Origin of the sequence: Campylobacter sp. RM16187 (assembly GCF_025319965.1) — a bacterium.
Lineage (GTDB): Bacteria > Campylobacterota > Campylobacteria > Campylobacterales > Campylobacteraceae > Campylobacter_A.
Genome location: NZ_CP012549.1, coordinates 953,259 through 965,608 on the forward strand (window position 1 = coordinate 953,259; position 12,350 = coordinate 965,608).

Here is a 12,350-nt window from a genome sequence, read left to right on the forward strand (position 1 = left end):
GAGAAATGAAGATTTCAGTAATTGGAGCGGGTAACGTAGGTGCTAGCGCTGCAAGCGCGATAATGCTAAGAAAGATAGCTGATGAGATAGCTTTGGTCGATATATTTGGTAATGTTGCGCTTGCAAAAGCTATGGATTTGGCTCAAAGCGCTGCTGTTTTTGACATTGATGTTAAAATTTCTGGCGGAGATGATTTTTCACTTATAAAAGATAGCGATATAGTCGTAGTAACGGCAGGAAGCCCTAGAAAAGAGGGTCAAAGTAGAGAGGATCTACTTCTTAAAAATGCTCAGATAGTAAAGAGTACCGTAGAAAAGATCGCCAAATTCGCACCAAATTGCATAATTATAAACGTAACAAATCCTCTTGATATACTAACATTTGTAACATATAAGGTTAGTGGGTTTGATAAAAGTAGAATTTTAGGTATGGCTGGAGAGCTTGATTCAGCAAGGCTAAAATTTGAAATTTCAAAAAGGCTAAATTTACAAAATTCTCAGATAAAAGCTCATGTAATGGGCGCTCATAATGACGATATGCTTGTGCTAAAAGATAATATAAACGTAACTTTAAGCGATGATGAATTTGAAGAGATATCAAATGACACAAAAACCGGTGGAGCTAAATTTGTAAAGCTTCTAGGAACTTCGGCCTATTATGCACCAGGAGCCGCGGCGGCTAAGATGTGTGAAGCCATAAAAGATGAGAGCGATGAGTGGTTAAGCTGCTGCGTAGTAGTGGATGATGGTCTAACTTGCGGTCGCAGAGTCAAGCTTAATAAAAATGGAATTGCAAAGATAAAAGATCCAAGCCAAGAGGAAAAAGAGGCGCTTGTAAAGAGCGAAAACGATATAAGAAAAAATATAAATTTCTTGATAGAAAGTAGTGTATTGAGCTAATTTAATGGATATTCACGAGTATCAAGCAAAAGAGATCTTAAAAGAATTCGGTATCAAAATCTCAAACGGCAAACTTGCATATACGAGTCAAGAAGCTTTGGATGCGGCTAAAAATTTAGGCGGAAATATCTTTGCGATTAAAGCTCAAGTTCATGCCGGAGGAAGAGGTCTTGGAGGAGGCGTAAAGATAGCTAAAAGCCTAAGTGAGGTAGAAAATATCGCAAAAAACATGCTTGGTATGTATCTAATTACACCTCAAACCACAAAAAAAGGAAAGCTAGTTCGTAAAATTTATATCGAGCAAGGACTTAATATAAAAAGGGAATTTTATCTAAGTTTAGCCTTTGATAGAAAGCAAGAAAATATTGCGATTATCGCCTCAAAGGATGGAGGCGTTAGTATAGAGGAGGTTGCTCATAGATCTCCTGAACTGATAAAAAAGATAAACATAGATCCGCAAATCGGACTTTGCAATTTTCACATCTTAAATTTGATTGGATTTTTTAATTTTGACAAAGATTTAAGTAGAAAATTCATTGAAATTTTAAAGAAACTTTATCAAATTTATATACAAAAAGACGCTACTTTAATCGAGATAAATCCTCTTATCTTAAATGATAATGATGAATTTTACGCACTTGATGCAAAGATGAGTTTTGATGATAACGCTTTATTTCGTCACCCTGAAATTTTAGCCCTTAAAGATGAGAGCGAAGAGGAGCCAAGTGAAATTGAAGCCAAGAAAAATCGCTTAAATTATATAAAGCTAAATGGCGATATAGGCTGCATAGTAAATGGTGCAGGGCTTGCTATGGCTACAATGGATGTAATAGAAAACGTCGGCGGAAAGAGTGCAAATTTTTTAGACGTAGGCGGTTCTGCGAGTCCTGAAAGTGTGGCTAAGGCCTTTGAGCTTATACTAAAAGATCCAAACGTCAAAGTGGTTTTTGTAAATATCTTTGGTGGAATCGTTAGATGCGATAGAATTGCAAGCGGAATTTTAGAAGCCGCGAAAAGTATAAATTTAAATACCTCTATAGTCATAAGACTTGATGGGACGAATGCAAAAGAGGCCATGGGCATGCTAAAAGATGCGAATCTTAAAAATTTGCATATAGCTTTCAATCTGCTTGATGGCGCTAAATTGGCTGTAAGCTTAGCGAGAAGTTAGATGAGTATTTTAATAGACAAACAAACAAGAGCCATAGTTCAGGGCTTTACCGGCAAAGAGGGAAGCTTCCATGCTCAAAGCTGTCTAGAATATGGCACTAAAATAGTCGGCGGAGTTACACCGTTTAAGGGCGGAAGCACACATCTTGGACTGCCTGTTTTTGATACTGCAGCGGAGGCTGTCGAAAAAACCGGTGCTAATACATCTTTAATATTTGTTCCGAGTGCATTTGCCAAAGACGCTATTATAGAGGCTGCAGACAGCGGAATAAAGCTTGCTGTTGTCATTACAGAGCATATAGCCGTGCTTGATATTCTTGCGGCAAAGGCTTATGCTATCAAAAAAGGAATGAAGATTATCGGTCCAAACTGTCCTGGCATCATAAGTTCTGATCTTTGCAAGCTCGGCATTATGCCAAGTTCTGTTTTTAAAAGATCGGATATTAATATTGGCATAATCTCAAAGTCCGGCACTCTTACATACGAAGGCGCAAACGAGATTGTAAGAGCGGGATACGGAATATCTACGGCTATAGGAATAGGCGGAGATGCCGTTATAGGAATGGATTATGAGGAGCTTTTGCCTCTTTTTGAAAAAGACGATGATACTAAAGCTATACTTTTGATAGGAGAGATAGGCGGGGATTTAGAGATAAGAGCTTGCAAGATGATAGAGGAGAAAATTTCAAAGCCTATAGTAGCCTTTATCGCTGGAAATTCAGCCCCAAAAGGGCGCAAGATGGGTCATGCCGGAGCTATTATAAACGGAATCGAAGGAAGTGCTGAATATAAGATGAAAGCGCTTAGTAGAGCCGGAGTTTATGTAGTGGATTCTCCAAGTAAGATAGGTGAAAAATTTAAAGAGGTAATGAAATTTTCATAGATAATAATTAGCAGAAGTTCTCTTAAATAAAATTAAAATAATTTTTATCTATTTTTTACAATCTTAAATTTAAGCAAGATTATATAAAAATGCTGGATTTGGAAATTTGAGTCAAGGAAAATATATGCTGATAAGAGATGATGCCCCAGTATGGGTAGACACTACCCGCTGTAAGGCGTGTGATATCTGTGTGAGTTACTGCCCCGCAGGAGTTTTGGGTATGCGTATAGAGCTTGGTGCAGTACTTGGAAAAATGATAGAGGTGGTTCATCCTGAGGCCTGTATAGGCTGCAGGGATTGTGAGCTTCACTGTCCTGATTTTGCCATTTATGTAGCAGACAAGGGCTTTAAATTTGCCAAACTTACTGCAGAGAGTAAAGAAAGAGCCGCGGCAGTCAAAGCAAATCATTATGAAAAGCTAGGGGTCTAAAATGAGAGAGGTGATAGCTAGCGGTAATGAGCTTGTTGCAATGGCGGCTGTGGATTGCGGTTGTAATTTTTTTGGCGGATATCCTATAACGCCTTCAAGCGAGATAGCTCATGAGTTAAGCGTTCTTTTGCCAAAAAAAGGCGGTAAATTCATACAGATGGAAGATGAGATAGCGGGAATCTCTGTAGCGCTTGGCGCCGCTATGAGTGGAGCTAAGGCGATGACTGCAAGCTCAGGGCCTGGAATTTCATTAAAAAGTGAGCAAATAGGGCTTGGATTTATCGCCGAAATTCCGATTGTGATAGTAAACGTAATGCGCGGAGGCCCTAGTACAGGACTTCCTACAAGAGTAGCGCAAGGAGATCTGCTTCAAGCCAAAAACCCAAGTCATGGCGATATTAATAGTATTGTTTTAGCTCCTGCTAGCTTGGAGGAGTGCTATACTGAGACGATTCGAGCCTTTAATTTAGCCCAAAGATTTATGACTCCGGTATTTTTACTGCTTGATGAGACTATAGGGCATATGCACGCTAAGGCAATTTTGCCTGATATCAGTGATATAAAAATAGTAAATAAAGAGCAATTTACCGGAGATCCAAAGGATTATAAACCTTATGAAGCTAAAGCAGATAGGCCTGCCGTGCTTAATAAATTTTTTCAAGGCTACAAATATCATATTACCGGACTTCATCATGGAGTTACCGGCTTTCCGACAGAGGATGGAGAGATAGTTTCATATAACATAAATAGGCTTTTTAATAAGATTAACCTACATCTTGACGAGGTAGAAAATAGCGAGGAATTTGAGCTTGAAGATGCAGAAATTTGTATCATAGCATTTGGAAGTGTTGCTAGGGCGGCAAAAGAGGCGATTTTAAATTTAAGAAAAAATGGAGTCAAGGTAGGAATGTTTAAGCCTATAACTTTATTTCCAACTCCTGAAGCGAAGTTAAAAGAGATAGGTAAGAGATTTAAAAAAATACTAATCTGCGAACTAAATTTAGGGCAATATACGGGAGAGATTAAAAAAGCAATGCTAAGAGATGACTTTAAGACTCTACTTAAGGCAAATGGACGCCCGATAAGCCCTCAAGAGATAGTTCAGAAAATAGAGGAGTTTTAAAATGGCATTTAATTACGACAAATATTTAAGAATAGATAAGATGCCGACTCTTTGGTGCTGGGGATGTGGGGATGGAGTGATACTTAAAGCTGTTATTAGAGCGATAGATAGCTTAGGCTGGGATATGAACGATGTATGTGTAGTGTCTGGTATAGGTTGCTCCGGACGATTTAGCTCTTATGTAAATTGCAATACAGTTCATACTACTCATGGACGCGCTATAGCCTACGCAACAGGTATAAAGCTTGCAAATCCGGATAAAAAAGTTATCGTGATAACAGGCGACGGAGATGGGCTTGCGATAGGCGGAAATCACACTATACATGGATGCAGAAGAAATATCGATATAAATCATATTTTGATAAATAACTTTATTTACGGACTTACAAATTCTCAAACCAGCCCTACGACTCCTCGCGGTATGTGGACCGTAACGGCTCAATACGGAAATATAGATCCAACTTTTGACGCATGCAAGCTAGCTACGGCTGCGGGGGCAACTTTTGTAGCCAGAGGAAGCGTGATAGAACCTGTCAAGATGGAAAAGATGCTAGTAGAAGGATTTAGTCATGATGGCTACTCTTTCTTTGATATTTTTTCAAATTGCCATATAAATTTAGGTAGAAAAAACAAGATGGCAGAGGCAACTAAGACACTTGAATGGATAGACGGTATAACTTTAAGCAAGACAAAATTTGATCTGATGAGTGAAGATGATAGGATTGGCAAATTTCCTCTTGGAGTTTTACACAAAGATAACAGCAAAACCGAATATACAAAGGCTTACGATCAAGTTATAAAAGCGGCTCAAAGTGGCGAGAAAATCGACTTTAAGGATATAAATTGAAAAGAGAGCTTAGATTTGTCGGGGTTGGCGGACAAGGTGTAATTTTAGCCGGAGAAATTTTAGCCGCCGCCAAGATAGAAGATGGAGGATATGGGGTCAAAGCATCTACTTATACTTCACAGGTTAGAGGCGGTCCTACTAAAGTTGATATAGTATTAGACGAAAGCGAAATTTTATACCCATATGCAAATGAGGGTGAGATAGAATTTATGCTTGCAACGGCACAAGTAAGCTACAATCTTTTTAAAAGCGGAGTCAAAGAGGGTGGTATAATAGTCATAGAGCCAAATTTGGTCAAAGCTAGCGATGAGGATAGAAAAAAGTGGAAAATTTATGAAATTCCTATTATCTCTATAGCTAAAGACGAAGTCGGAAATGTCATCACGCAAAGCGTTGTAGCCTTAGGAGTAGCTGTAGAGATGAGTGGTTGCTTGGATGCCAATTTAGTAAGAGAAGTTATGCTATCAAAGGTACCAAAGAAAGTCTATGAGGCCAATGCTATGGCTTACGAGCTAGGATTAAAATACGCTAAAGAGGCAAAAGAGAGTTAATTAATACAAAAATTATAAAGGAAAAATATGAAAATAGGAATTTTTTACGCTACAGGAAAGGGCGATACCGCAAAGGCTTGCGAGTATCTAGCTTCAAAATTGGGTGCTAAAGTAAAGGCTGTTAAGGAAGTAGAGCAATCAAGCGAGTTTGAAGACTTTGATCTTTTGATTTTGGCAAGCTCAAGTTATGGATTTGGCGAACTTCATGATGATTGGAAAGCAAAATTATGCCTGTTAAAAGAGGCTAAGTTAAAAGGTAAAAAAGTAGCTATTGTAGGAGTTGGCAACCAAGAGCGCCACAGTGATAACTTCTGCGGCGGTGTAGTTGAGTTTTTGCCTTGCATAAAAGGAACCTTATTGCTTGGTACCAGTGAAAAAGACGGTTATAAATTTGACTACTCTTCATCGTTTATAAATGATAAATTTATAGGTCTTGCGCTCGATACAAAAGGCGATAAGGAGTATGAAAAGCGCATTGATAAGTGGGTAAGCGAGATAAAAAATCAAATTTAGATTTTTATACCGCCAATAGTTAATTGCGATTAGTAAGATATTTCTTCTTAAATAAGTGTATTTTAGCAGGTCTGAACGCTATCTTGCACTTGTTTAGCAATGGATAAAATTATTTATTGCATTTCATTTAGATAAAACAGCTTTAATACTATAAGCATTCACACAAAATTATAAATAATACTTTATATCATGGATAATAAATTTAATTTTATTTATATTGATATTGACTTTTATTTTATATCTTATTATAATTTCAAGAGCATATTTTATTTTCTTATTATAGGAGTAAATCATGAAAAACTTTCAAGAAGCACGAAACAGGCTACAGTTGTTTTGCTGGCGATAGCTATGTCGGGATTTGCTCAAGAGGCGGATAAAGTCGTATCCGATAATTCGCTTTTAAAAAAAGATACGAAAACAAGCGAATATTCGGATATAAAACTAAATATCTTAAAATATGCTTATATCCCCACGGATAAGCTCTTAATGCTTTGGAGCGATAACTCTTATGCTGATAAAGCCATGTCAAACCCTGCGATATTGTTTAACGACAAAAGCGATGACGTAGAGATAAAGGCTTATTATCAAGTTTCAAACGGAATTAAAAATTTTTCCATACCCTACCTTGAAAATATAGAAGAGTTATCAAGCGGTCGGATTAAAGAGATTTTACAAAACGAAATTCGCTTTGTGATTTCAGAGCAACTTCCTGCGGAGATTATGCTTAAGGTTTGAACGGATATAGAGTTTAAAAGAGATTTTATAAGTGATCCTACTAAAATCTTATCCGATTTTGGCTATGATCTAAAGAGTAATTATAAAATAAATATATATGAAGATACCGCCTCTACAAAACATCTAATCATACCGAATTCTCCTATCAATTTAGCTCAAAAAAGCAAAATTGATAGTGAGATAGAGTATTTTTTAAAAAATGAAAGTAGTTTATTGTCCGATAATCAGTATAAGAAAATTATTATATATAATTCTAAGTGTAATAATTGCCATAAACCATACGATACTAAAATTTATATCGAATGCACATCTTTACCTACTTGTCAATAAGGAGAAAAAATGGAAAATTTAGTAATTATAGAAAATTCGGCGAATTTTGATCCGAAAGATATCGATGAAATTCAGTTATCCATAGGCTGGACGGAGCAAAAGTATATAGACGCGGCTCCTTTGTATTCACACTATGATATGTTTAGAAGCTATGATTATGTAGCTATCGCTAAGATAGGAGAAAAAACTATCGGAGTTTTGCATGCTTTTTCGGATAGAGATAACTTTGCCACATCTTATCTTTACGGTATTATGGTTCATAAGGATTATCAACGTAAAGGCGTAGGACGAGCTTTGATGAACGCTTTTAATAAAAGATTTGCTCATACTACGACTTGGGTCGTAACGCCGATTAGCAAAAATAGGGATGCGGTAGCGTTTTTAGAAAAATTCGGTTTTATAGAAAATTCTAAAAATTTTACGATTTGCTCTAGAAAAAGAGTGCCTAGAATAAATATAAATGAGTGATTTTGCTAAGGCTATCTGCGATCAATTTCCAAATTGCATATTTAGCGAAAAGTTCGTTTTAAAAATAGAAGAGTTTTTAAAACAGACTAAATTTATAAGTAGCGCTCAGTGTATGGCATTTGATAAGAGATTAAACGGAAAGATAAATTTAGAAAATTTTAAAGCCGATATATCTAGTATTAATCTATACGCTGAGTATATGCTGCAAAAATATATTTGCAAGGCTATTTTAGATGTCAAAAAATATTTAAAGTCGGATGTCGTTAAATTTGACGATATTGAATTTGCTAGCAAAGAGACGCACAATGAAAAGCGAAGCATACTTATATTTAGCGCAAACGACAAAAAGCTTGTGTATAAGCCCTATAACGTAAAACACTTAAAAGTTCTATTAGATATCTTTAATCATATTAAGCAAAATTTAAAATACGATATATCTATGTTTCCTGAAATTTTACACTATGAAAAAGATTATTGCATTATAGAATTTTTAGATAGCGATCAAAATTTAGATGAGACTAGATTATGCTACTGTATAGGGGCGGCTTTAGCTTTTAGTTATTGCTTTAGAATTACCGATCTACATAGCGAAAATATCTTATATGCAAATAACTCTTTTTATATCTTAGATACCGAAACTTGCTTTTATAGAGATGTTTATGCGGATCATTTTGCGCTAAGCTATACGGGGCTTTTAACGACTAAGAATAGTTGCGGACTTTTTGATAGGACTACAAAAGATATGATCGTGCAAATAAATAAAGATTTTGAAGTCTCATTTTTAAGCGATAGAAGAAATAGGTCGAAAATTATTAACATAAAAGATAACGCACATATCGTTTATAGGGGCTTTAAGGATTGTTATAGGGCGATTATGAAGCATAAAGATAAGATTTTAGAGATTATAAATTCAAACGATTTGATATTAAGATTTGTATTTAGACCGACTAGTGTTTATATAAAATGGATGATTTTACTATTTACGCCGTCTTTAAATTTTAAAGATAATATAATCAAACTTCGTAATGAGATGACAAAATATAAAAAAGGAAATATATCTGAAGAAAATTATCAAGATATAATAAAAAACGAGCTAGCCGATATGATACTAACCGATGTGCCGTATTTTTATTATGATACTACAAAAAACTGCATATATCATAAAGATAGATTAGTTGTGGATAATTTTTATAAGGAAAATTTTAGCTTTTTTGTAAAAAGATGGCTTGATAGTATAAATAATAAAAATTTTATAAGTTTGCAAAAAGAACTAAACTACTTAATGGCTTTAAAAAGATAAATATCTCATATATAAATTTGATTTTGATAGAAAATTAAAGGCTTTATATACTTAAACAATATAAATTAGATAATGCTATATGATACGAATCGGCAGCTATATCCATACCTTTAGCAAAGCAAAATATACATTGTCCGTATTTCAAAAAACATATAAGGCATATAGCTGCATTACAAATAATATCTTTAAACTTAAGACTTGGTATCAAATACCAATTTTATTTATTTTATAATTAAAAATTACGATTGAGCCTTATTTATACAAAACAGACCCCAGTCTTACCATATTTGAGCCGCATTTTATGGCCAGCTCAAAGTCGCCACTCATCCCCATAGAGCAAATTTTAGCTCCGTGCGGTTCAAGCTCTTCATAAATTTTACGCGTGATTTCAAAGCTTTTTTGGATACTCTTTATATCATCCACGTGCGCGCCGATACTCATCACTCCAACAGGACGTAAGAATTTGCAGCTCTCTTTGATAGACAAAAATGTCTCCACCGCCATTTTGGCTTCCACTCCTTGCTTGCTCTCTTCTTCGGCGGAGTTTATCTGAAGCAAGCATTCAAGCTCATAATCAAGCCTTTTATCCACTTCAAGCGCAGCCTTAAGACTCTCACAACTTTGCCAAAGAGTGGGGCGAAGAGATATGAGTTGGTTTATCTTGTTACTTTGAAGACGACCGATAAAGTGCCATTTTATAAGATTCTCAGGCAAAATTTCAGCTAAAATTTGCTGCTTGTTTTTAAGCTCTTGAACTCTATTTTCGCCAAAGTCGATCTGCCCCTCATTAAAAAGCTCTAAAACCTCTTTTGTGGTTACGTTTTTACTAACGGCTATGAGTTTAACCTCTACACCGATTTGCACCTTTTTGATGCGCTCTAAAATTTCAGCTAAATTTTTCAATTACTAACTCCGCCAAGCCTTAATATATCGTTGAATGTAGCAACTAGCATAAGTGTAATCAATAAAGCCCATCCGCAATATGTTAGGCCGATATAGACTTTTTCATTCATTTCTCGTCTAAAAATCAGCTCATATATATTAAATAGAATATGTCCTCCGTCAAGTGCTGGGATGGGAAGTAAATTTAATACGCCTAAATTTACAGAGATTAAAGCAGTGATTACAAGAAGGGTTGATATACTTATCTGTGCGGCTTTAGAAGTAATATCTGCTATCTGAATTATACCTCCCATATCTTTTATAGGCACCACGCCCTCTATTAGCTTGCCAATGCCTGTAAATATGAGTTTTGAGGCGTTTATCGTCTCATTAAATGCAAATTTTAAAGAGTCAAGACCTCTGCTTTTTAGATTTATAACCTCGCCTGAAGGAGAAATTCCTATAAGTGGTTTTTCTATTTTTTCTCTGAAAAGATTAACGCTTTCGCCTATTTTTGGCGTTAATTTTACAGTTTGTATCTTTTTGTTTCTCTCTATTTCAATTAGGGTTTGAGTTAGCTTTACATTTTTGCTTATATCGTCCCATTCGCGAATTTCTACTCCGTTTATGCTTAAAATTTTATCATTTTTTAGTAGACCGGCTTTTTGCGCGGCTGAATTTGGCATCACATTACCGACCACGGGAGCTAGCCTATCTACACCAATATACCCAAGCACAATAAATATCAAAAATGCTAAAGCGAAGTTAAAAAACGGCCCTGCAAAAAGTATGAAAATCCGTCCAAGAGGGCTAAGTTTGGTATAGCTGTCATCGTCCATATTTTTTAGATTTGGTTTGGTATCATCCTGTCCTTTTAGGCTCACATACCCTCCAAGAGGAATAGCTGAAATCGCATATTCGGTTTGGCCTACGCGTTTTGAGTATAGACTATCTCCAAAGCCTACGCTAAATTTTAAAACTCCTACATTTAAAATTCTAGCTGCCATAAAGTGCCCAAGTTCGTGAAAAAATATTAAAAAAGATATGGCAAAAACAGTTATAAAAAAATACCATGAATAAGCGTAAACACCTAAAATAAGCAACAAAACTACAAAAATTATACTTTTCAATATTTACCTTTTTTATAAAAACTGGCTAAATTTAGCATTTTATTTTAAATTTTACGCTTAATATTAATCTATCTTATCACTAAGCAAAACGGCTATAAATTTAGTGTTTGGATTGGCGTCAAGTGCTATTTTAAGGCTCATTGTAAGAGGTACTGCCAAAAACATTCCGCCGATTCCAAATAAAAATCCCCAAAAAAGTAGACTCATTAATACAACTAGCGTGCTTATACCAAGCTCTTTACCTAAAAATTTAGGCTCTATAAAATTTCCTATTGCAACATTTATTACAAGATATAAGGCTATCGTCCAAACGGTCGAACTTACATCGCTCATCAAGAGTGCAACTAAAATAGCAGGTATTGCAGCTATGACCGAGCCTATAGTTGGTATGAAATTTAAGACAAAGGCTACTATTCCCCAAAGCGGTGCGTAAGGCACACCGATGATATGAAGTCCGATAAAGATCAAAATTCCGGTAGCCAAAGAGGTTAATGACTTAATCTCCAAATATCTTTTCAAATTTGATATGAAGGTATCTGCTATCTGGTTTGCTTGAGGATTTTTGCTAGCGAAATACTCGATTTTTTGATGAAATACATTGGTTTCAAACAACATAAAGGTAACTAATAAAAATATAAAAAAGCTCTTTGATACAAGTTCTGTACTCCCTTTTAATAGAGTGCCAAAGGCGGCAAAAATTTTATTAGGGTCAAATTCGCTTGGTACTACTATATCTTGTGTATTGATAATATCATATCTCTCAATGATCTGAATAGTCTGATCGCTAAAAGTTTTAAACTTTTCCTGAAGCTCCGGAAGATAGCCAAGAAGTCCATTTATAGTAGTTATAACAGTATTCGCAATAAAGCCAAGCGTTACAAATACAACTCCAACAACAACCATAAAAGCTAATATTCTAGGAAATTTAAGCCTTTGGAGATAATTTATCGCAGGAGACATTACTATGGCTATAAAAACTGCTATAAGGAAGGGAAATACAACCATACTTGCAGCCTTTAAACCTGCGGCTACAACAACAAAGCTTGCCAGATAGACTATTACTAGATTACTTCTCAAACAAATATTCCT

Annotated in this window: 14 protein-coding genes; 11 read left to right on the plus strand and 3 right to left on the minus strand. The window is 35.5% G+C overall.

Features of this window, described 5'->3' with window-relative positions:
- Positions 1 to 5: 5 nt before the first annotated feature.
- The 11 genes from CDOMF_RS05250 (at position 6) to CDOMF_RS05300 (ending at position 9,249) form a co-directional block, all read left to right on the plus strand.
- Complete coding sequence (locus CDOMF_RS05250; protein WP_260953077.1) at positions 6 to 899, plus strand: lactate/malate family dehydrogenase; 894 nt, start codon at positions 6 to 8, stop codon at positions 897 to 899.
- 4 nt (positions 900 to 903) lie between these two features.
- On the plus strand, positions 904 to 2,070 hold the full coding sequence (gene sucC / locus CDOMF_RS05255; protein WP_260953078.1) for an ADP-forming succinate--CoA ligase subunit beta: 1,167 nt from the start codon (positions 904 to 906) through the stop codon (positions 2,068 to 2,070).
- Positions 2,071 to 2,952: a succinate--CoA ligase subunit alpha gene (gene sucD / locus CDOMF_RS05260; protein WP_260953079.1), complete on the plus strand. Its 882-nt coding sequence runs from the start codon at positions 2,071 to 2,073 to the stop codon at positions 2,950 to 2,952. It begins immediately after the preceding gene.
- A gap of 124 nt (positions 2,953 to 3,076) precedes the next feature.
- Entirely contained in the window at positions 3,077 to 3,382 is a 306-nt protein-coding gene (locus CDOMF_RS05265) for a 4Fe-4S binding protein (protein WP_260953080.1), read from the plus strand.
- Position 3,383: 1 nt separating this feature from the next.
- Positions 3,384 to 4,505, plus strand: a complete 1,122-nt coding sequence (locus CDOMF_RS05270) for a 2-oxoglutarate synthase subunit alpha (protein WP_260953081.1) — start codon at positions 3,384 to 3,386, stop codon at positions 4,503 to 4,505.
- 1 nt (position 4,506) lies between these two features.
- Positions 4,507 to 5,352 carry a 2-oxoglutarate ferredoxin oxidoreductase subunit beta gene (locus tag CDOMF_RS05275; protein WP_260953082.1) on the plus strand — a complete coding sequence of 282 codons (846 nt, stop codon included), beginning with the start codon at positions 4,507 to 4,509 and terminating at the stop codon, positions 5,350 to 5,352.
- On the plus strand, positions 5,349 to 5,903 hold the full coding sequence (locus tag CDOMF_RS05280) for a 2-oxoacid:acceptor oxidoreductase family protein (protein WP_260953083.1): 555 nt from the start codon (positions 5,349 to 5,351) through the stop codon (positions 5,901 to 5,903). The genes CDOMF_RS05275 and CDOMF_RS05280 overlap by 4 nt, the downstream gene beginning before the upstream one ends.
- Positions 5,904 to 5,930: 27 nt before the next feature.
- Complete coding sequence (locus tag CDOMF_RS05285) at positions 5,931 to 6,416, plus strand: flavodoxin domain-containing protein (protein ID WP_260953084.1); 486 nt, start codon at positions 5,931 to 5,933, stop codon at positions 6,414 to 6,416.
- 348 nt (positions 6,417 to 6,764) lie between these two features.
- Positions 6,765 to 7,151, plus strand: coding sequence for a hypothetical protein (locus CDOMF_RS05290; protein ID WP_260953085.1), 387 nt, complete (start codon positions 6,765 to 6,767; stop codon positions 7,149 to 7,151).
- A 339-nt stretch (positions 7,152 to 7,490) separates the two neighbouring features.
- A complete protein-coding gene (locus CDOMF_RS05295) occupies positions 7,491 to 7,949 on the plus strand; it encodes a GNAT family N-acetyltransferase (RefSeq protein WP_260953086.1) in 459 nt (152 codons plus the stop codon).
- Complete coding sequence (locus tag CDOMF_RS05300) at positions 7,942 to 9,249, plus strand: DUF4135 domain-containing protein (RefSeq protein ID WP_260953087.1); 1,308 nt, start codon at positions 7,942 to 7,944, stop codon at positions 9,247 to 9,249. The genes CDOMF_RS05295 and CDOMF_RS05300 overlap by 8 nt, the downstream gene beginning before the upstream one ends.
- A 252-nt stretch (positions 9,250 to 9,501) precedes the next feature.
- On the opposite strand, the gene CDOMF_RS05305 is transcribed toward CDOMF_RS05300, so the two are convergent.
- The 3 genes from CDOMF_RS05305 to CDOMF_RS05315 all read right to left on the minus strand — a co-directional run bounded on the left by CDOMF_RS05305 (position 9,502) and on the right by CDOMF_RS05315 (position 12,338).
- A complete protein-coding gene (locus tag CDOMF_RS05305) occupies positions 9,502 to 10,152 on the minus strand; it encodes a YggS family pyridoxal phosphate-dependent enzyme (protein WP_260953088.1) in 651 nt (216 codons plus the stop codon).
- Positions 10,149 to 11,261: an RIP metalloprotease RseP gene (gene rseP, locus CDOMF_RS05310; RefSeq protein ID WP_260953089.1), complete on the minus strand. Its 1,113-nt coding sequence runs from the start codon at positions 11,259 to 11,261 to the stop codon at positions 10,149 to 10,151. Before rseP ends, CDOMF_RS05305 begins: the two co-directional genes overlap by 4 nt.
- 63 nt (positions 11,262 to 11,324) lie before the next feature.
- A complete protein-coding gene (locus CDOMF_RS05315; RefSeq protein ID WP_169974662.1) occupies positions 11,325 to 12,338 on the minus strand; it encodes an AI-2E family transporter in 1,014 nt (337 codons plus the stop codon).
- Between the last annotated feature and the right edge of the window lie 12 nt (positions 12,339 to 12,350).